The 18,715-nt window shown below is 41.3% G+C and carries 20 protein-coding genes; 14 read left to right on the top strand and 6 right to left on the bottom strand.

All coding sequences use genetic code 11. The annotated features are described in order from the left end of the window. Window positions 1-219: 219 nt before the first annotated feature. Together ACTHRG_RS17095 and ACTHRG_RS17090 are read left to right on the top strand one after the other, a co-directional pair. Window positions 220-684: a divergent PAP2 family protein gene (locus ACTHRG_RS17095; RefSeq protein ID WP_440231665.1), complete on the top strand. Its 465-nt coding sequence runs from the start codon at window positions 220-222 to the stop codon at window positions 682-684. A 114-nt stretch (window positions 685-798) separates the two neighbouring features. After that, entirely contained in the window at window positions 799-1,062 is a 264-nt protein-coding gene (locus tag ACTHRG_RS17090) for a DUF6123 family protein (protein WP_048007866.1), read from the top strand. A gap of 37 nt (window positions 1,063-1,099) precedes the next feature. Here the strand turns inward: ACTHRG_RS17090 and ACTHRG_RS17085 are convergent, their stop codons facing one another. The 3 genes from ACTHRG_RS17085 to ACTHRG_RS17075 form a co-directional block, all read right to left on the bottom strand. Next, window positions 1,100-2,020: a DMT family transporter gene (locus tag ACTHRG_RS17085; RefSeq protein ID WP_076260850.1), complete on the bottom strand. Its 921-nt coding sequence runs from the start codon at window positions 2,018-2,020 to the stop codon at window positions 1,100-1,102. Next, a complete protein-coding gene (locus ACTHRG_RS17080; RefSeq protein ID WP_076260852.1) occupies window positions 2,013-2,426 on the bottom strand; it encodes a reverse transcriptase-like protein in 414 nt (137 codons plus the stop codon). Before ACTHRG_RS17080 ends, ACTHRG_RS17085 begins: the two co-directional genes overlap by 8 nt. A 100-nt stretch (window positions 2,427-2,526) precedes the next feature. Then, complete coding sequence (locus ACTHRG_RS17075; RefSeq protein ID WP_440231664.1) at window positions 2,527-3,204, bottom strand: queuosine precursor transporter; 678 nt, start codon at window positions 3,202-3,204, stop codon at window positions 2,527-2,529. Window positions 3,205-3,388: 184 nt separating this feature from the next. Here ACTHRG_RS17075 and ACTHRG_RS17070 point away from each other — a divergent pair, with 184 nt between their 5' ends. Next, window positions 3,389-4,045: a reverse transcriptase-like protein gene (locus ACTHRG_RS17070; RefSeq protein ID WP_048007862.1), complete on the top strand. Its 657-nt coding sequence runs from the start codon at window positions 3,389-3,391 to the stop codon at window positions 4,043-4,045. Window positions 4,046-4,072: 27 nt separating this feature from the next. Next, entirely contained in the window at window positions 4,073-4,249 is a 177-nt protein-coding gene (locus tag ACTHRG_RS17065) for a zinc-finger domain-containing protein (RefSeq protein WP_076260858.1), read from the top strand. A 203-nt stretch (window positions 4,250-4,452) separates the two neighbouring features. On the opposite strand, the gene cspD is transcribed toward ACTHRG_RS17065, so the two are convergent. Further along, window positions 4,453-4,653: a cold-shock protein CspD gene (gene cspD / locus ACTHRG_RS17060; protein WP_009791749.1), complete on the bottom strand. Its 201-nt coding sequence runs from the start codon at window positions 4,651-4,653 to the stop codon at window positions 4,453-4,455. A gap of 318 nt (window positions 4,654-4,971) precedes the next feature. On the opposite strand from cspD, the gene ACTHRG_RS17055 reads away from it, so the two are divergent. From ACTHRG_RS17055 to mntR, 3 genes are all read left to right on the top strand, one after another. Beyond that, window positions 4,972-5,262 (top strand): hypothetical protein, encoded by a 291-nt coding sequence (locus ACTHRG_RS17055; protein WP_048009432.1) that lies wholly within the window; start codon window positions 4,972-4,974, stop codon window positions 5,260-5,262. A gap of 213 nt (window positions 5,263-5,475) precedes the next feature. Then, a complete protein-coding gene (locus ACTHRG_RS17050) occupies window positions 5,476-7,638 on the top strand; it encodes a DNA topoisomerase III (protein ID WP_076260860.1) in 2,163 nt (720 codons plus the stop codon). Window positions 7,639-7,851: 213 nt separating this feature from the next. After that, window positions 7,852-8,277, top strand: a complete 426-nt coding sequence (gene mntR, locus ACTHRG_RS17045) for a transcriptional regulator MntR (RefSeq protein WP_048009428.1) — start codon at window positions 7,852-7,854, stop codon at window positions 8,275-8,277. Window positions 8,278-8,320: 43 nt separating this feature from the next. On the opposite strand, the gene ACTHRG_RS17040 is transcribed toward mntR, so the two are convergent. Continuing rightward, window positions 8,321-8,539 (bottom strand): DUF3892 domain-containing protein, encoded by a 219-nt coding sequence (locus ACTHRG_RS17040; RefSeq protein WP_076260863.1) that lies wholly within the window; start codon window positions 8,537-8,539, stop codon window positions 8,321-8,323. 144 nt (window positions 8,540-8,683) lie between these two features. Between ACTHRG_RS17040 and ACTHRG_RS17035 the strand changes: the two genes are divergently transcribed. Together ACTHRG_RS17035 and ACTHRG_RS17030 are read left to right on the top strand one after the other, a co-directional pair. Further along, entirely contained in the window at window positions 8,684-9,376 is a 693-nt protein-coding gene (locus ACTHRG_RS17035; protein WP_076260865.1) for a class I SAM-dependent methyltransferase, read from the top strand. A 7-nt stretch (window positions 9,377-9,383) separates the two neighbouring features. Next, window positions 9,384-10,076 (top strand): AIM24 family protein, encoded by a 693-nt coding sequence (locus tag ACTHRG_RS17030; protein ID WP_076260868.1) that lies wholly within the window; start codon window positions 9,384-9,386, stop codon window positions 10,074-10,076. A gap of 150 nt (window positions 10,077-10,226) precedes the next feature. Here the strand turns inward: ACTHRG_RS17030 and metA are convergent, their stop codons facing one another. After that, a complete protein-coding gene (metA, locus tag ACTHRG_RS17025; RefSeq protein ID WP_076260871.1) occupies window positions 10,227-11,135 on the bottom strand; it encodes a homoserine O-acetyltransferase MetA in 909 nt (302 codons plus the stop codon). Window positions 11,136-11,315: 180 nt separating this feature from the next. On the opposite strand from metA, the gene ACTHRG_RS17020 reads away from it, so the two are divergent. The 5 genes from ACTHRG_RS17020 (at window position 11,316) to ACTHRG_RS17000 (ending at window position 18,659) form a co-directional block, all read left to right on the top strand. Then, on the top strand, window positions 11,316-13,004 hold the full coding sequence (locus ACTHRG_RS17020; RefSeq protein ID WP_076260874.1) for a formate--tetrahydrofolate ligase: 1,689 nt from the start codon (window positions 11,316-11,318) through the stop codon (window positions 13,002-13,004). 11 nt (window positions 13,005-13,015) lie between these two features. Further along, window positions 13,016-13,546 (top strand): hypothetical protein, encoded by a 531-nt coding sequence (locus tag ACTHRG_RS17015; protein ID WP_076260877.1) that lies wholly within the window; start codon window positions 13,016-13,018, stop codon window positions 13,544-13,546. A 227-nt stretch (window positions 13,547-13,773) separates the two neighbouring features. Beyond that, the gene (locus ACTHRG_RS17010; RefSeq protein ID WP_076260880.1) at window positions 13,774-16,848 is read left to right on the top strand and encodes a GNAT family N-acetyltransferase; all 3,075 of its coding nucleotides are present in this window, start codon (window positions 13,774-13,776) and stop codon (window positions 16,846-16,848) included. 10 nt (window positions 16,849-16,858) lie between these two features. Beyond that, window positions 16,859-17,713, top strand: coding sequence for an amidohydrolase family protein (locus tag ACTHRG_RS17005; RefSeq protein WP_076260882.1), 855 nt, complete (start codon window positions 16,859-16,861; stop codon window positions 17,711-17,713). A 97-nt stretch (window positions 17,714-17,810) separates the two neighbouring features. Continuing rightward, the gene (locus tag ACTHRG_RS17000; RefSeq protein ID WP_076260885.1) at window positions 17,811-18,659 is read left to right on the top strand and encodes a DegV family protein; all 849 of its coding nucleotides are present in this window, start codon (window positions 17,811-17,813) and stop codon (window positions 18,657-18,659) included. The last annotated feature ends 56 nt before the right edge of the window (window positions 18,660-18,715 follow it).

Genomic DNA, 18,715 nt, shown 5'->3' with positions numbered 1-18,715 from the left:
TCACCTCCTAAGGCCAGCAATTCTTCATTTGATAAGCTTATTATTGTTAAAGTCTTCGGGTTTTAATCATGTACAGGCAGGGTACAATTTAGCAACTGATGCGGTGAATTATTTCTTCAGATCCGGTTTAAATTACTCCATAAAATCCAATCTATTTAGCGTTTGAAGGAGGAATAATAAAAGTCTGCATACTTAACACTAAAGATGAGGTGAGTTTTTATGAATAAGGGAGTTTATATTGCTCTTTTAAGTATAGGGCTGGCACAGGGCCTGAAAATTCCGATCCACTATGTGAAAAAGGGAGAACTGCGTCCGGATTTATTTTTCCAGACAGGAGGCATGCCGAGTTCTCATTCGGCAGGCGTATCATCTTTAACCACGTTCATTGCTTTAAAGCGCGGGGTACCGACGGTGGATTTTGCTCTATCACTGGTTTATGGCCTGATCGTTATGTATGATGCACAGGGTATAAGGCGCCAGACAGGTGAGCTTACCTTGAAGGTAAACAGTCTGGGTGAGCTGGTTGATAAAATTCACAAAGATGAAACTGTAAAATTTGAGGAAGAAGGTCCAAAAAAGCTGAAGGAAATGCTTGGCCACCAGCCTGCTGAAGTATTAGGCGGAGCACTCCTGGGTGTATTAACCGGAACACTTGGCTACCTTCTTACTAAAAAGAAAATATAGGTGCTCACTTGAGCTTACAGTGTCCCTGCTTCATGCCGAAAAAAGGTAGATAATTGTCGAAAAATCAGTTAAGATTTAAGAATACAGGAGGAGCAGGGGAAGAGGGTAAGTACAATGAAGACAGTTGAAGAATATTTGCATTTTTTGCAAAGTAAAGGTTTTCAATTCAGGGAGGACGCAGTTGGCTTCATTTACTTTGGCAAACATTATACCAATGCTTCTGACGAGCTGGCCAATGCAGCAATAGAACTGACATTAAAGGCACAGAAATCATTTGACGGAAGTTTCTACGTTTCTTTGCTGGAAACTTTGGTTTCAAAGAATATTACCAGCAGGCGGGAAGCAATAAAATTTGTAAAAGAAAAAGCAATCATCTAAAAAGGCGTGTCTGTTTAGAGAACACGCCTTTTTCAAATTACGAAGCTGTCTTTTTTCTGAAGGATAAAAACGTTTTCTTAGCAGGCAGTTCTGCAAAAATCATTCCCGCAAAAATAAGCAGACAGCCGGCCAGGGCACTATACGAAAGTCTTTCATTCGCCCACATAAATCCTGCAGCTGCTGCAAACACAGGCTCCATGGCGAAAATCAGGGCAACTCTTGTTGGTGTTGTGTACTTTTGAAATGCCGTCTGTGCAAAGAATGCGATAGCGGTAGCAAAAAGTGAAGTCACAATAAGGGCAGTTACCACATTGGCTTTAAATAAAACTTCTGTCTCCAATGCCTGCTGCCAGTCTTCAGTGATCAATGCGAAAATGACTGATAATACGGCCACCGTACTTACTTGGATAACCGTTAATAGCAGGGCAGGGTATTTGCTGCTGTATTTACCTGTAAAGATAATATGGAGGGCAAAGCCGACAGCGCAGATTAATACATAGGCATCACCAATATTCAGCGGGGCATTATCGGTCATGGTTAGAAAATATAGTCCGGCCGTCGCGATTGAAACGCCGATAATGGCATTGAATCCCGGTTTGATCTTTAGCAGCATTAAAGAAAAGACTGGAACCATTACTACACTTAACCCCGTAATAAAGCCGGCTTTTGAAGAAGTTGTGTGCAGCAGGCCGATCGTTTGGAAGGCATAGCCTATAAATAAAAACAAGCCCATAATAACTCCGGATATTAAAAGCTTTCTATCCATTTTCTTTACCTGTTTTCTTTCAAAAATAGCAAGCCATCCGCCCAGAATTAAAGCGGCCAGGAAAAAACGGACACCATTAAAAGAGAATGGCTCAAGAAAAGCAATGGCGTTTTGTACAAGCACAAAGGTGGTTCCCCACACAAAGGCAACCAGTAAAAGGCTTACATCTGCAAATATTACTGACCTATTCATGATCTTTCTGACCTTTCACTTTGTTTTTGTGAATGGCAGCTCTTGCTAATTCATCCGCTGCCTTGTTTTCAGAGCTGGGAACCCACTTCATAAAAAATAAATCAAATTTTCCTGTAAGCTCCAAAGCTTCTTCAAGCAGTGGGGCAAACTTTTTATTTTTTACAAATTCTTTTTCAACAGCACGGTTAACAAGCTGTGAATCCGTTCGAAACGAAACAGTTTTATATCCCTTATCAATGCATAGTTTCAGTGCATGAATAAATGCACGGTATTCTGCTTCATGATTTTCCATGCAGCCCAATGCGATGGAAAAGCGTTCAACCTGGCCATTATTTTTTATGAATATGCCTGCACCGCTGGGACCAGGGTTTCCCGCACTTGCTCCATCGATATATACTTCAATCAATTGAATTGCCTCCTGATTTTAACACTATAATAGGGTAAACTAAATGTAGTTTATCACAAAAATAGTTGATACTGCAGAAAAAGGATACCTAAGCGGCATCCTAATCTTTTACTGGGAAACATTTAGCAATATAGCCAAACGGGGTATCAAGTACAGCTACTATAAATTTCAGCAAGTAAGTTGTGATGAAAATTTGAATCCATTCTTCCAGGGGAAATACACCGAGGAAGGCAATGCTTGTAAATACAAGGGTATCCAATAGCTGGCTGATCATGGTGCTGCCATTATTCCTGATCCAAAACTGGCCGTCTTTTGGAAATTTCTTTTTTAAGTAGGTAAAGATATAAACATCTGTAAATTGGCTGACTATATAGGCAGCGAGGCTTCCGGCAGCAATTCGCGGCAGAACCGAGAAAAGAGTGCTGAGAGATTCCTGTGCAAAATCCGTTTCATGCGGTTTAAACAATAATACCATCTGCATGATTAGGGTCATGGACAGAAGAGTAAAGAAACCGAGCCATACAGCTTTTTTCGCTTCTTCTTTTCCATACTTCTCATTTAAGATATCTGTAACAAGAAAAGCTGTACCATACATAGCGTTGCCTAAAGTGGCGGTCAGTCCGAACATTTCAATTGTTTTTACGACTTGAAGATTGGCCATGACAGTGGAGAAGCCGATCCACACGAAAAGACCAGTCTTTCCGAACAGGCGGTACATCGCCAATACTAAAATGAAATTAATTATTGCAAAAAGTAATCCAAACCATTCATTAAACATCAAATTCCTCCTAGTTTTGTTAATGCGGGAGTTTTCGAACCGCAGAATATAAAAATGTCATTGACCATTATACCTTGAAATATACTCATTTAGTAATAAACAAAGGAAAGTATAATAAGTTCAACTATTGCAAACAGTTCTAATAATGATAACCAGCTAATAAAGTACAGAAAGGCTGACCTCAATGAAATATAAATTAGAATGGAAATATAAACTTAAAGGAACTGAGGATATTTTATTTACTTCTGACCTGATCGATGGTGAAACTGCTTTGCAGGCTGGTGAAGATATTGAAAAGTCGGGCAAGGGCAAAGAGGTAATTTATTATGATGAAGCCGGCACTTCCTGGAGCACAAAGGAAATGAAAAAGCTTCTTATGGAAGTTGAAGAGGACCCTCATGATATTACTGTATTTTTTGATGGCGGCTTTAATAAAGATACCGGCCAGGCCGGTCTCGGTGCGGTCATTTATTTTAAACAGGGCAAAAAAAAGTACCGTGTGCGGGCAAATGAGCTTTTTGATGAGATGGATAATAATAATGAGGCAGAATATGCAGCAATTTATTACACCCTGAATCTGCTTGAGGAAATGGGCGTTCATCATATGACCTGTGAATTTAAGGGGGATTCCCAGGTAGTATTAAAACAGCTTGAAGGTGAATGGCCTTGTTATGAAGAAAATCTAAATCGCTGGCTTGACCGGATAGAAGAAAAGATTAAAAAGCTGGGCATACTGCCAAGATATAAATCCATTCCGCGCAATGAAAATAAAGAAGCGGATAAGCTGGCAAGCCAGGCACTGCAAGGGAAATTTATTAACAGCAAAATGCAGATCATATAATCGCAAATAAGGAAGGCGTGAACCGTTTTGAGCAGAAAGGAAATTATCAATGAAGTGGAGGAGCTGATAACCAGTTACTGCAAAGACTGCTTCCTTCATAAACATCATAAAGATGAAAAAGGGCGCAGATATGCCCATCGATTTTGCATTACAGAGTGCACTGTCGGTGAGAAAATAAAATCGATAGGAAGCAAGCTTTCTTAAAGTGAAACTTCAATCAGTGGGAGGCTTTATCCCCACTGATTGTTAGTTGAACCAATCGGGCCTTTACGGGCAGTTTGACCCCTGCTATCCAATTGATTCTTCTGAGTTATAAAGTGGGGGTCTTACTGCCCGTTAGACTGCGATAAATTCAGGACAAAAATAAAAGGCTGGCAGATGCCAGCCTTTTTATCGTTATATTTGAATTATAGTTTTACAACGTTTGCAGCTTGAGGTCCGCGGTTTCCTTCAACGATTTCAAAAGAAACTTCCTGGCCTTCTTCTAAAGATTTGAAACCATCACCTTGGATAGCTGTGAAGTGTACGAATACATCGTCTCCGCCTTCAACTTCGATGAAACCGAAACCTTTTTCATTATTGAACCATTTTACTTTACCGTTTTGCATGTTTATTTTTCCTCCTAAGCCTTTCAAGACACCACAGGTGCCTTAGATGAATATTACCACCTAACAAAACATAAAGCAGATATTTTTAGCTAATAACGGAAATATATTCTGTTAAATGATGATTATAATATACACGAATGGGCACTTTCAGTCAAGGAATTGAACACCTTTTTTACAAAAAACAATAAAATATTTTAAATATTTTTACTTTTGTGCGCTGGGGAGGAAAATACAAAGTTTCTGCTGCGATCTGATAACATAAATTATCGTTTTTCTCATATGAATTATTAATTATCTTGTTGTTAAAGGGTGAGGAAAATGTACAGGTTTTCGATTGAGGATCAGGATTGGATTTTGAGGTTTTCACCCAACATCCAAATTGAAGCGGAAGAGAAGCAGGCCATTATAAGCTCCATTCTGCAGGTTGGCAAGGATCTCCCGCAATATTCGCATGGAGAGTCTTTTATCATTATGAATGACCAATTAGGCATTATCGTTTTTAGTGTCGAGAAAATACCATCTATGATATTGACCGTCTCAAACATTGTTACAGAAGATAAATGGTACATTCAAAAGAACCTTACGATAAAGCGCTATCATAAAGAATGATCGGCAAATGCCGATTTTTTGTATACTAAGTTAATAGGTTTAAGAAGGAGAAGAATCCTAATTGGGGGTTCTTCTTTTTATTTGTTTAGCGGAACACGAATGTTTTAAAAATTTCATAACTATAAAGGTATTTTAACTCCCTTTGCTAAATTTTTAGGTTAATATTAAAATAGATGTCTATATTTTGTTCTACACCACAAAGGGAGCTAAAGTATGAAACTGATAATCGCGGAAAAGCCCGATCAGGGTATGACGCTGGCTTCTATTTTTAAAATGAAGAAACACCAGGGATATATCGAGATCTTTCCAAATGATATATTCCCCCAGGGGGCTCATGTTACCTGGGCTATAGGCCACCTATGCCAGCTGTCTGCCCCTGAAAAATACAAAAAGGACTGGAAAAAATGGTCATTGGACACATTGCCGATTATTCCGGAGCAATTTCAATATGAAGTGACAAAGGATAAAGCAAAGCAATTTAATATAATTAAACAGCTTGCTTCTAATCCTGATTTAACAGAAATTATCCATGCGGGCGATGCAGGGAGAGAAGGAGAGCTTATCATCCGGAACATTCTTAGGCTTACCGGATCAAGAGTGCCCATGAAGAGGCTCTGGATCTCTTCTTTGACTCCTAAGGCCATAAAGGAAGGCTTCCTTGCCCTTCTGGATGAAAGTGACACAAGGAACTTATATTATGAAGCCTATACGAGAGCATGTGCCGACTGGGTCGTTGGGATGAATGCTTCGCGTTTATACAGTCTTCTCCTGCAGCAGAAAGGTTTCTCGGATGTTTTTTCTGTAGGAAGGGTTCAGACCCCAACTCTTGCATTAATCGTAAAAAGAGAGCAGGAAATTCAAAATTTTGTTTCTGAACCTTTCTGGGAGGTAAATGCACAATTTAAAGTGAACGGGAAAAAATATACCGGCAAGTGGGAAAAAGATGGTGAGACCAGAATTAAGACCAAAGAGCTTGCCGAAAAGATTGCTTCATTTTGCAGAGATAAAGAGGTACAGGTAGAAGATGTGCAGGCTGAAAAAAAAGAATTCCTGCCGCCGATGCTTTATAATCTTTCGGCATTGCAGGCTGAAGCCAACCGCAGGTTCAAGTTCCCGCCTAAAAAAACACTGGATGTACTGCAGAAGCTTTATCAAAAAGGAATCGTATCATATCCCCGTTCAGACTCCAGGCATGTAACAGAAGGAGAAGCGGAAATGTTTCCGGAAATCCTCAGAAAAATGGAATCAAAAGAGGAATATAAGGAATTATTCCCTCTGCCTATAAGCTCCATATTGCAGAATAAACGGTATGTGAATGATAAAAAGGTAACGGATCACTATGCCATCATTCCGACGGAGCAGGTGCCGGATCTGGGAAGATTATCACAGGATGAAAAAATTCTCTATGATCTGATCGTGAGGAGCTTAATAGCTGCACATTATGGAAAAGCTGTATCAGAATATACAACTATAAAAACCCTTGTTGATGGAAGAGCTTTGTTCCTATCCAAGGGAAAAGTACAGCTTGAAGAGGGCTGGAGAAAAGTGATTCCGCAGCAGGAGAAGGAAAAGGAACCGATTCTGCCTTTATTGCAGGCAGGCGACCAGGGAACAGTGTTAAAGGCCGATGTAAAAGAAAGCAAAACCCAGCCACCCAAGAGGTATACCGAGGGCCAGCTGATTACACTCATGAAATCGGCCGGGAAGCAGATCGAGGATAAGGAACTCGAGAAGGTTCTGATGAAAACAGAAGGCCTGGGAACGGAAGCCACAAGAGCGGGAATCATTACCATGCTGAAGGAGCGCAAATACATTGATATAAAGAAGAATCTTGTATATGCAAACTCAAAAGCAAAAATCCTTATAGAAGCGATAGGAACTGAAATACTTGCTTCCCCTGAAATGACTGCCAAATGGGAACAGCGGCTGAAGGACATTTCCGATGGGCAGGCATCCCCGAAACAATTCATGGAGCAGACCAATAAAATGGTTGGCCATTTGATCTCTGCCTCCATTGAAAATGCAGGAAAGTGGGCATTCTCAGAAGAAGACAAAGAGGGATTCATCCCTGGGAAATTCAAACAAAAAAGGTCAGCCAATCTGGGCAAATGCATGCTGTGTGAAGGTAAGGTTGTGGATAAAGGAAGCTTTTATGGCTGCTCCAATTATAATAAAACCAAATGCACTTTCACTATTTCCAAAAGCATTATGGGCAAGACAATAACTCAAAAACTGCTCAAACAGCTATTAAAGGATGGAGAAACAGAACTAGTCGAAGGATTTACAAGCAAAGGAAAAGATAAAACATTTTCTGCTAAATTATCCTGGGACCGACAGGAAAACAGAGTTAAATTTCTCTTCCCGCAAAAGGCCTGAATATGCCTGATGCAGTATATTTCCTTGTCTCCATTTTCCAACTGTAGTAAAATCGTTAAAGTCTAATATTTATTTAAGAAAGATATAAAGTGAACATGCGCTCTGCGCTTTTCTAAAATAGTTGTCTAGCTCCGAGCGCCATCGGCTCGAGGTCCTAGCATGTCGCCGAAAGGCAGGCGCTCTGAGCTTTTCTAATTGGCAGGAGGTTGCGTAATGCCAACACCGAGTATGGAAGATTACATTGAACAAATATATATGTTAATTGAAGATAAAGGATATGCGAGGGTTTCTGATATTGCTGAGGCTCTTTCTGTGCATCCATCTTCAGTAACAAAAATGGTTCAAAAGTTAGATAAAGATGAGTATCTTGTTTATGAAAAATACCGCGGGCTCATATTAACGCCAAAAGGGAAAAAAATCGGCAAGAGGCTTGTATATCGGCATGAACTTTTAGAACAGCTCCTGCGTATTATTGGAGTCAAAGAAGAAAACATTTATGAAGATGTGGAAGGCATCGAACATCACCTGAGCTGGGATGCCATCGACCGGGTTGGCGACCTGGTTCAATTTTTTGAAGAGGATGACAGCCGCATCGGAGTGCTGAGGGAAATTCAGCGTAAAAATGAAGAAGAACAGTAAAAACCTGACTGCTTAAAGTCAGGTTTTTTCATGTTTCGCAATATTAATAGAGGCTTGGGAAATCATCAAAAGATGACGCATCGGAAGGATTCAGCTGCATAGAGCCGTCTTCGTTTTCATCAATATGGATACCCTCAATTACACCGTTCTCAGCCTCCGCTAGTGCTTTGCGATAAGAAATAATTCGTCCTCCGGAAGTCTGGAAGGAAATTATTTCACCATTATTGTTGCGGTAGACTGCTGTCAGCTGCTCGCCGTTCATACAAAACTCTCCTTATTCATTTTCTATTAATATTGTTGACGTTTTTAACATTTTATAATCAGAGGTATTTTTGAGGATCTTAGCGAATTTAAAATATTGGGAACTTTTTTATTGAACAATCGTATTCATAAACGGAGGGATAAAATGAGTACTTTTAATTGGTCTGCAGAAGCAGAGAAGCTGTGGGATAATAATTCGGAATCATGGAATGCAAAGAGCAGGGCAATGTGGGAGGAAGGAAGCCGAAAGGATATCATCTCCTTCTTCGAAAAGCATGTCAAAAATGGATCTGCTGTTTGTGATCTTGGCTGTGGAGATGGTTACGGTTCCTGCAAGCTTGCTTTGGCGGGCTATAGAGTTACTGGGATTGATGTCTCAGAAGAGATGATACATAAAGCTGAAAAATTAAACGCAGAAACTGATGCGGTGTTTAAGAAAGAAGACATTTCAAATCTTTCCCTTGAGGAAAATGGGGTTGATGCGATTCTTGCCATTAATTCATTGGAATGGACTGAAAGCCCGCTGGATGTTTTACAGGAAATTCGGCGAATTGTTAAGCCGGGCGGAAGGGCATGTATAGGGATTCTTGGCCCCACAGCCGCACCCCGGGCTAACAGCTACCGCAGGCTTTATAAGGAAAAAGTTATCTGCAATACCATGATGCCGTGGGAATTTGAACAGCTTGCAAATGAAAATGGATGGTTGAAGATTGATGAACTGGGTGTTTACAAAAAAGCATCAGAGCAGCTTTCAAAAGGCTCGCTGACTGATGAGCTTAAGCAATCATTATCTTTTATGTGGGTCTTTATGCTTGAAAACAGGGAAATGAAAGGATGATAAGAGAATGAGCAGATATTCAATTGAAGAGTTTGTAAACCAGACGAAACAGCAGGATAAAGGGGAAGGGCTGTTTGAACTGGAAACACCAAGGATGCTCGAAATTAATTTAACCAGCCAGATTTGGGCTAAAGCAGGCGGGATGGTTTCCTACCGCGGCCAGATAAAGTTTGAGCGCGAAGGCATTCTCGAGCACGGCTTAGGAAAGATGTTCAAAAAGGCACTTACTGGAGAAGGCACAGCTTTAATGAAAGCAACAGGCAATGGAAAGCTGTACCTTGCAGATCAGGGGAAAAAGATTTCAATCCTGAATCTTGAGGGGGATTCCATCTTTGTAAATGGGAATGATCTCCTTGCATTCGAGCCTTCCATCAGCTGGGATATTAAATTAATGAAAAGGATGGCAGGCATGCTTGCAGGCGGCTTGTTCAATGTCCGTTTAGAAGGGACGGGAATGGTGGCTATTACTTCTCACTATGAGCCTCTGACACTATTGGTTACTCCTGATAATCCCGTATATACCGACCCAAATGCGACAGTTGCATGGTCAGGGTCACTGCAGCCGGAATTCGTAACAGATATCTCTTTTAAAACGTTTCTTGGAAGAGGGAGCGGAGAATCGATCCAAATGAAGTTCTCAGGCAGCGGCTTTGTAGTGGTTCAGCCATTCGAAGAAGTGTATTATGCCCAGCAATCATAATGAATAGCGGAAGCGCTTTGCTTACAAGGCGCTTGACACTATACGAAATTTTATATAAAGAAAAAGCCGGTTTTTGAGAGGGGAAACCCTGCAAAAAACCGGCTTTTCATGTTTTGGGCTGGATATTAAGTTATTCCGCTCACTGCATGATTAATCCCACTCGTAAGGAGTCTCCTGGTATACATAGTAGTTCAGCCAGTTGGAAAACATTAAATGGGCATGTGACCGCCATATATTATGGGGATTTCTGCCGGGATCATCATTCGGAAAGTAATGCTTTGGCACGGGAACCTGCAGACCTCTGCTTCTGTCTCTAGTGTATTCTTCTGCGAGTGTGCCGGCTTCATATTCGAGATGTCCAGTTACCATGATTTGTCTGCCGCCGTTCGCGCTCATGATGAAAGGACCCGCCTCCTCAGAAGAGGACAGAAGCTTCACTTCCGGGTGATTCAGCAGCTGCTCTTTATAAACATCGGTATTTCGTGAATGAGGAGCATAATAGATATCGTCAAAGCCTCTCAGCAATTTTTCGCTTCTGTCATGAACTTCATGAAGATAAACACCGGAGCATTTCTCAGACAGCTCATATTTTCCGATCCCAAAGTGATAGAATAATGCTGCCTGTGCTCCCCAGCATATATGAAGGGTGGAGGTAACATTTGTTTTTGTCCACTCCATTATTACGGTTAGCTCCTCCCAATAGTCAACCTCTTTAAAGTCAAGAAGCTCTACAGGAGCGCCAGTAATAATCATCCCGTCAAATTTTCTTTTTTGCACCTGCTCAAACGTAGTATAGAATTGCTCGAGATGCAGGGGACTGGTATTTTTTGATTGATGAGTGGCAGTTTTTAAAAATGAGATGTTTACCTGTAAAGGCGTATTTCCAAGAAGTCTTAAAAGATGGGCTTCCGTTTTTTCTTTCTCGGGCATCAAATTCAGGATGAGGATATTTAATGGGCGAATATCCTGCTGTTTGGCACGGTCCTCATCCATGATAAATATATTTTCTTCCTCTAAGATCTCCCTGGCAGGAAGCAGCTTAGGAATTTTTATCGGCAAGTGATCATCTCCCTGTACAAAAATTCAATTAAACTTATTATAAAGACGATTCGAAATTGTATCAATGCTTTACTGTGTGAAAATGCGAAAATATCAAAAGTAATTGGCAATATTTTGTTTCAGTGATGGTACAATATAGCTGTAAGGAACCTATACATATTGGATTCTGGGGGGATAAAAATGAATGTGAAACCGATCGTGAAATCAGACATTGAAATTGCTCAGGCATCAGAAATGAAACCCATTACGGAAATAGCTGAAAAACTAGGCCTCGTTGAGGATGATCTGGAGCTGTTCGGCAAGTATAAAGCAAAAATATCCGCAGCAGCCTTAAAGAAATTAAGTACGAATGACAGCGGTAAAATAATTCTTGTCACCTCCATTAATCCAACACCTGCAGGAGAAGGGAAATCCACAGTAACAGTCGGACTTGCCGATGCTTTTAACAGACTGGGCAAAAAGGCTATGGTCGCAATGCGGGAACCTTCCCTGGGGCCGACAATGGGAATTAAAGGCGGTGCAACAGGCGGGGGATACTCACAGGTCCTGCCTATGGAAGATATCAATCTGCATTTTACCGGCGATCTTCACGCAATTACAACAGCAAATAATGCCTTGGCTGCACTTATTGATAATCACCTCCAGCAGGGAAATCTGCTAAATATCGACCAGAGAAGAATCGTCTGGAAGCGTGCACTGGATTTGAACGACCGGGCATTAAGAAAAATCGTAATTGGTCTGGGAGGGCCTTTACAAGGTGTTCCAAGGGAGGATGGCTTTGATATTACTGTGGCTTCAGAAATTATGGCCGTTTTATGCCTTGCATCCGATCTGCAGAACCTGAAGGAAAGACTGGGCAAAATGGTTATAGCTTACAATTATGATAAACAGCCCGTAACAGTTGCGGATCTTGGAGTGGAAGGCGCTCTTACCCTGCTTCTTAAAGAAGCTGTCAAACCTAATCTGGTCCAGACTATAGAACATACACCGGCATTGGTCCATGGCGGCCCGTTTGCCAATATTGCTCATGGATGCAACAGTGTGATTGCAACTTCTGCAGCATCCAAGCTTGCTGATTATGTAGTGACAGAAGCCGGTTTTGGCGCAGATCTTGGCGCTGAAAAGTTTCTGAATATTAAAGCCAGAAACGAAGGCATTGACCCTGAAGCAGTGGTTATTGTCGCTACAATCCGTGCTTTAAAAATGCATGGAGGCTTGTCAAAGGCTGAATTGGGCATGGAAGATACTGAAGCACTCACTGGAGGGTTTGCAAATTTAAAAAAGCATGTTGAAACACTTGAAAGCTTCGGGCTTCCGTATGTAGTGGCCATTAACCGGTTTATTTCCGATAGCGAGAATGAAATTGCGACCCTTACAGATCTTTGCAGTGAGGCAGGCATGCCAGTAGCCCTGACAGAGGTTTGGGAAAAAGGCGGTCAGGGCGGAATTGAGCTGGCAGAGAAGCTGCTGGAAATTTTGGACCAAAACACAGTGAAGTTCAATCATCTGTATGATTTATCACTGCCTCTTGAAGAAAAAATTCTAACAGTGGCTCAGAAGGTTTATGGAGCAGATAATGTTGAATACTCAACCAAAGCCAAAAAGCAGATTAAAGACTTTGAAAGCTTTGGCTGGGGTGTCCTGCCGGTTTGTATGGCTAAAACACAATATTCTTTATCTGATGATCCTTCAAAACTGGGAAGGCCATCAGATTTTACGATTACAATACGTGAACTGAAGCCATCTATTGGTGCAGGATTCATTGTAGCACTCACCGGTGATGTGATGACTATGCCGGGCTTGCCTAAAGCCCCTTCAGCCATGAACATGGATGTAGATGAAGATGGAAATGCAGTCGGCCTATTTTAAGGGGGATAACCATGTTTGATCCAACGGCCTTTGAAAATATGAAGGTTGTAATGGAAGGCGGATTCTATGACCGGGATCTGAGTGGAGAAATAAGAATAGTTGACCGGAATGATAATATAAACTCAGCGAAAATGAGCCGCAGGTATGATCTTACTTTCACAGATCTTGCTGAAGGACTGGCCGAGATTTACTGTACCTTTATAATGGAGGCGGGAATTGATAATCTTGCAGCTGAGCTATTGCCTCAACGGAAAACTGAAATGCTGGCGGGATGCCGGATTTCTGTGATTTTTAAAATTAAGCATCAAATGGAACACAACAAATTTCAGGAAATTAGAGAAGTCCTGGAGCAAATTTGGGGCAGCGGAAGGAATATCGAACAGACAGTGAAATACAGCCCTGAAAAAAGGCAGGGTCTTGCCGAAACCGAAACCATCATTTCCTTTAACCGCCTTGTCCAGGAAGAGCAGATAGATGATCTGAATGAAATGATCAATTATATGACTGCTTCTATGGATTCTTTGAGAAAAATTCAATATTAACACATACGCGCCTTGCCAGTGGAAGCAAGGCGTTTTTTGTATAGAATTTTTACGGAAAATTCAAAATTATATTTACAATCCATTGCTCTGATAATACGATTAAGAAGGAATGGAAAAACATTCCGAATATGATCAAAAGGAGGAGAGGCAAATGATTAAGGAAATCATTGCGAAAAAAGAATTGGAGAAGGGTAGACAAGACGTAACCTAGTCAGGAGGACAAAGGAATGATTCAAGGTACAGACAGATTAATCATTACAGAGTATCATGAAGACTTTGCTGCAGGAATCGCAAAAATGTGGAACTTAAGCAGAGACAGCTGGGGCGGAGATACCAGTGTAATGACGGAAGAGCAAGTGAAAACGAAGGAAGCGAATAACGGAAATATTACTTTATACTTAGCCCTTGATGGTGAAGAGGTCGTAGGCTATTGCGGACTATCGGAATATAAAGAGGATAGGGGATCCCTGTATATCCCTTTATTAAATGTAAGGCCGGATTACCACGGCCGGAAAATCGGAAAGATGCTGGTGCAAAAAGCGCTGCAAAAGACTATGGATTTGGGCTGGCCGCGCCTTGATTTATATACATGGCCAGGAAACGTGAAAGCTGTCCCGCTTTACAAAAAATGCGGATTCTTCTGGGAAGACCGGGATGATACAACCCATTTAATGAACTTTATTCCCGCTGTTCATCAGACACAGCTTTTAAAGCCTGTCCTGGAGAAGCTTGATTGGTATGGAAGCAGCCAGAGAGATATCGATGTGAAGCCGGATGGAATCAAAGAAAATGGATTTACATTTTATGAGTATAAATGGCAAAGCGGGGAAGTGTCTGCAAGAGTCAGATTTGAAAGAACCGGCAGAGGAATTAGTTTAATAGAAACAAATGAATATCTAATAGAACTATGTATGGCCAATCATGAAGTTATTGAAAATCAAGTGCAGACTTTTCAGCTCAACCTTGTAAATAAAACAGGAAATCCCGTTTCGTTTAAAGCCGAAGGGAATAATCAGGGAAGGGTCGAATCAATGTTCGAGCATGATTTGACAGCTGAGAGCGACGCTGTAATGACCGGAACTTTTATTGTGCATGAAGGTGAAGAGCCCAGTGTCTGGAAAACTCATCCTTCATTGAATGTAAAGGTTTGGGTAAATGGAGATGAATGTGAACTGCGCCTTGGGCTTCTTCCAAAGCAGCCAGCCAAAATAACAGGCGCTTCTAAAGGAAATCTCAGTTTTTTAAATCCGGAAGCAGAATTGGAAATGGAAGTAGAAAACAACCTGGGGGATGAGGCAGTATTTCACCTTTCTTTCTCCCAAAGTGATCTGGTTGAATTAGAAAAGCGGGAGTATCGAATACAGCTCCACAAAAAAGAACGTAAGCTGCTAAAGGTGCCTTTTATCGTGAAAAAACATGGATTTTATCAGCCGGAAATGTCGATATCGGCATTAAAGAAGAACGGGGAAGAACTCTCTTTTACTTGCAGCACGGTGGGCATTCCCCTTAAAAGCTTTGGTCAGAAGTTCGGAGGAGAGTCTAAGGATTACTGGCATATCTGCAATGGGATCTGCCAGGTGAATATCCGGAAAATGGATTATAAAATAACAGCCGGCAGGAACGAAAGTGTTAACCAGCCTTTTTCATTTTTTGTGCCTAAACTAGGCAAGCCTTATTCTGCTGAATTTTCAAAGGCAAAGCCTCTGGCAGCAGAGTGGTTCACAGATGATACGGCCATCACCTTCAAATTGGTTTTCAAGTCTGAAGCTTTTCCGGGAATTCTTGTAGCCTTGTATACCTCCCTTTATGGTGAAGGCCTTGTGAAAATTTGGTCTGAACTGACAAATGAAGGGGATAAAAAATATGAAAACCTGTTTTTAAGCCAGCCGTTATATCATGAAATGCAGCATCCATATTTTCCGCTGGAGAATGAAGTGATAGAGTTTTCTGATGTAAAAGAATTGGGGTTCATGGAAATACCAGGTGAAAGCATAACTGAAAATTGGTTTTTCGCGAATCATAACGGAGAGCCGATCGGATTTTGCTGGCCTAAAAGTGCGAAATCTAATCCGGATGGGTGGCAATTTTATTATCAGCAGGAGACGGGCAGTCTTGCACCGGGAGATCAGAAGGTATTGGCCCCTGGCTATTTATCCATAGGAGCCTTCCGGACCTGGGAAGAAATGCAGCAATTTGCAGGTGGTACGGCTGAACCTGATAAAATAGTAAGCAATGAAAAAGCGCTAGTTATCAATGGGGGAAACCCAGTCTCAAAGGAACAGGAAACAGCAGAGTTTATTCTTAAAACCCACCGTTCGAGTTATCTTAATGGCACTATAGATATTTATTTAAATGAAGATAAAAAACTATCCGCAAATTTCAGCCAGGAACAGGAACTAAAATTATTTAAAGCGAATTTCCCTATTGAAGGCATGAAACCCTTATCTCTAGTGAAAGCCGAGATGACACTTGACAGTGGTAAGACGCATGCAAATGATTTTCTGCTGATGCCCAGGGGGAAAATCCGTATATTAACAGAAAAGCAGAGTGGCAAGACTGTTTATACAATGGATAATGGCATTATTAGCTTAAAAGCCGCACCGGAATTTTATCCTGGATTATTCTCCTTATCATTTAAAGGAAATGAATGGCTGGATTCCTCTTTTCCTGAACCGGTTGCCAAGGGATGGTGGAATCCTTGGGCTGGAGGCATGAAAACGGTACCTTCGCAAATGAGTGTGTTTTCGCTATTGAAGCAGAAATCTTCTGCTGAATTTCTAAATGTTAAAGATTCGTATGAAAACGAATGGTCTGTATTGGCCATTCATACGAAGGCAGTCGAACACTCCAACTGGAAAGGTCTTGAATATACACAGTATTTCGCATTATTGCCGGGAGTGCCGATTCTTGCCCATTGGGTAAAAGTGATCAATGCAGGAGGGAAGCATCTGTTAAACGAAAAGTGGATCACAGATATCTTCTTATCCGGAGACTCATTAAAGGACCTTACGATTACATTAAGTGACAAAGGTGCTGAATCAGCCTATCAGGCCGGAGTTGAGGAGCAATCCTTTGTGGATATTAATGGATCCCGTATCAGCAGCTCCCTCTCTCCTGAAAAAATGTATGTAATGAAAAGTAAAGATACTGATTTCCTGGGGGCATATATGAATAAAGAAGCCTTCGAAGTTATTTCTGAAAGGAAGGCGGGCCCATTGGCCAAACCGGGATTTATCGCATTTGATGAAAGAAGCTTCGATGGCCGATTATTTAATAAACTGCGGTATCTGGAATTCCGTTAAAGGAGAAATTATGAAAGTCATAGATGCACATATTCATTTTTCTGATATAAAATCATTTCATCATACTGCAGAGGAACTCTCATTTGTGGATTATTCATATAATGGGCACCAGAAGGAGTTCCAAAATGCCAATGTAGTTCTGAGCATCGCAATGGGACTTACAGAAACAGATAATATGGGCTTTCCGGATTATGAAGCAAGAACACCGATGGGGATTGACCTGGAAGAAAAGATGCCGGCTAATATTGTTTACTGTGCCGGCATCAATCCATATGATATCAATGAAGAGGCTTTAGAAAGGCTCGAAGAAGATCTGCAAAAGCCTGCTGTTGTGGGTATTAAAATTTACTTGGGGTATTATCCTTTCTACGCCTATGATGAAGTATACGAACCTGTGTATGCACTCGCTGAAAAATATGGAGTGCCTGTAGTATTTCATACAGGGGATACTTATTCTGAAAGGGGATTGCTTAAGTATTCTCATCCCTTGGCTATTGACGAGGTTGCAGTTAAACACCGGAATATCAAATTTATGATGGCTCATTTTGGAGATCCGTGGACGCTGACCGGAGCAGAAATCATATATAAAAATCCGAATGTCTATGCCGATCTTTCAGGCCTTATTGTGGGAACAGATAAAGAATTGAAGAAACACAGTGAAGGAAGATTTTTGGATCATCTTAGGCATGCTTTAGTATTCGCAGATTCTTACGATAAATTGCTTTTTGGAACCGATTGGCCTCTTGCGCCTGTGGGCCCTTATATCGAATTTATAAAAGAGCTCATCCCTGGAGAGCATCATGAGGATGTTTTCTATAATACCGCTATAAAGGTTTTTCCTAAAATCAAGCCTTTTCTGCCATAGAACGAGGGGCTGGGAGAGAATTCTTTCAATACCAGCCCTTCAAATAGTCTTATTTACATACATATACGTATAAATATCTTATAAGGGGGCGTCTTTAGTGGTGAAAATTGCATGGGTAACAGACAGTACGGCTTTTTTAAATAATGAGTTAAGAAACCACCCTGACCTGTACCAGATTCCGATGACTATCATTATGGATGGCAGAGAATATACAGATGGTATTGATTTATCACCTGAAGAACTTTATGCGAGATTAAAAACCCTGGATACCCCGGCTAAAACTTCCCAGCCATCCATCGGCGCTTTCAGGGATTTATACGAAAATCTGCAGAAGGATTATGACTGTGTCATCGCTGTGCTTGTATCGGCTAAGCTTAGCGGCACTGTTTCTTCCAGTGAACAGGCTGCCCAGCTGGTTGATATTCCGGTATACAGCCTGGACTCCAAGATACTATCATATCCTTTAACAAGATTAATCCTTAAAGGGATGGAATTGGCAGAGGCAGGACTGGACAGTAAAGACATTATCAGCGAGCTTGAGATGCTCCGTGATACGGGCGAAACATATGTCCTCATTGGCAGTCTTGAACAGCTTCATAGAAGCGGCAGGATGTCCGGGGTTCAATTCTTTTTAGGAAGCATGCTTAATGTAAAGCCGATTATTTCAGTTCAAGATGGAGAATTAAGCGTCAGGGAGAAGGCCAGGAGCGAGAGAAAAGCAAAAGATAAAATTGTGAAGCTTTTGAGGAGCGCTCATGAGAGAAACCCGCTGAAGGAAGTATTCATCCTGTACGGTTTGCATCCGGGTGAAGCGGAAATATGGAAGAAGGAACTCCAGGAAGAATTTGCGGGTATTGAATTCGGATGCTACTCCTTAGGAGCCACCATTGGCGTCCACGCAGGAGAGCATACACTCGGCATCAGCTGGCTGAATGGCCTGGAATAAATTAATATAAGCTCTGGTGCAGGAAATCAAATACTGATTTTCTGCACTTTTTTGTT

It is taken from the genome of Cytobacillus sp. SAFR-174, from assembly GCF_051964675.1.
GTDB lineage: Bacteria > Bacillota > Bacilli > Bacillales > Cytobacillaceae > Cytobacillus.
The sequence above is the reverse complement of the archived record's forward strand: the minus strand, read 5'-3'. Positions and strand labels throughout refer to the sequence as shown.

What these genes read in the sequence shown, in the direction of transcription:
- ACTHRG_RS17095 (WP_440231665.1), top strand. Translation starts at nt 220, where the DNA reads ATGAATAAGGGAGTTTATATTGCTCTTTTAAGTATAGGGCTGGCACAG.
- ACTHRG_RS17090 (WP_048007866.1), top strand. Translation starts at nt 799, where the DNA reads ATGAAGACAGTTGAAGAATATTTGCATTTTTTGCAAAGTAAAGGTTTT.
- ACTHRG_RS17085 (WP_076260850.1), bottom strand. Translation starts at nt 2,020, where the DNA reads ATGAATAGGTCAGTAATATTTGCAGATGTAAGCCTTTTACTGGTTGCC.
- ACTHRG_RS17075 (WP_440231664.1), bottom strand. Translation starts at nt 3,204, where the DNA reads ATGTTTAATGAATGGTTTGGATTACTTTTTGCAATAATTAATTTCATT.
- ACTHRG_RS17070 (WP_048007862.1), top strand. Translation starts at nt 3,389, where the DNA reads ATGAAATATAAATTAGAATGGAAATATAAACTTAAAGGAACTGAGGAT.
- cspD (WP_009791749.1), bottom strand. Translation starts at nt 4,653, where the DNA reads ATGCAAAACGGTAAAGTAAAATGGTTCAATAATGAAAAAGGTTTCGGT.
- ACTHRG_RS17055 (WP_048009432.1), top strand. Translation starts at nt 4,972, where the DNA reads ATGTACAGGTTTTCGATTGAGGATCAGGATTGGATTTTGAGGTTTTCA.
- ACTHRG_RS17050 (WP_076260860.1), top strand. Translation starts at nt 5,476, where the DNA reads ATGAAACTGATAATCGCGGAAAAGCCCGATCAGGGTATGACGCTGGCT.
- mntR (WP_048009428.1), top strand. Translation starts at nt 7,852, where the DNA reads ATGCCAACACCGAGTATGGAAGATTACATTGAACAAATATATATGTTA.
- ACTHRG_RS17040 (WP_076260863.1), bottom strand. Translation starts at nt 8,539, where the DNA reads ATGAACGGCGAGCAGCTGACAGCAGTCTACCGCAACAATAATGGTGAA.
- ACTHRG_RS17035 (WP_076260865.1), top strand. Translation starts at nt 8,684, where the DNA reads ATGAGTACTTTTAATTGGTCTGCAGAAGCAGAGAAGCTGTGGGATAAT.
- ACTHRG_RS17030 (WP_076260868.1), top strand. Translation starts at nt 9,384, where the DNA reads ATGAGCAGATATTCAATTGAAGAGTTTGTAAACCAGACGAAACAGCAG.
- ACTHRG_RS17020 (WP_076260874.1), top strand. Translation starts at nt 11,316, where the DNA reads ATGAATGTGAAACCGATCGTGAAATCAGACATTGAAATTGCTCAGGCA.
- ACTHRG_RS17015 (WP_076260877.1), top strand. Translation starts at nt 13,016, where the DNA reads ATGTTTGATCCAACGGCCTTTGAAAATATGAAGGTTGTAATGGAAGGC.
- ACTHRG_RS17010 (WP_076260880.1), top strand. Translation starts at nt 13,774, where the DNA reads ATGATTCAAGGTACAGACAGATTAATCATTACAGAGTATCATGAAGAC.
- ACTHRG_RS17005 (WP_076260882.1), top strand. Translation starts at nt 16,859, where the DNA reads ATGAAAGTCATAGATGCACATATTCATTTTTCTGATATAAAATCATTT.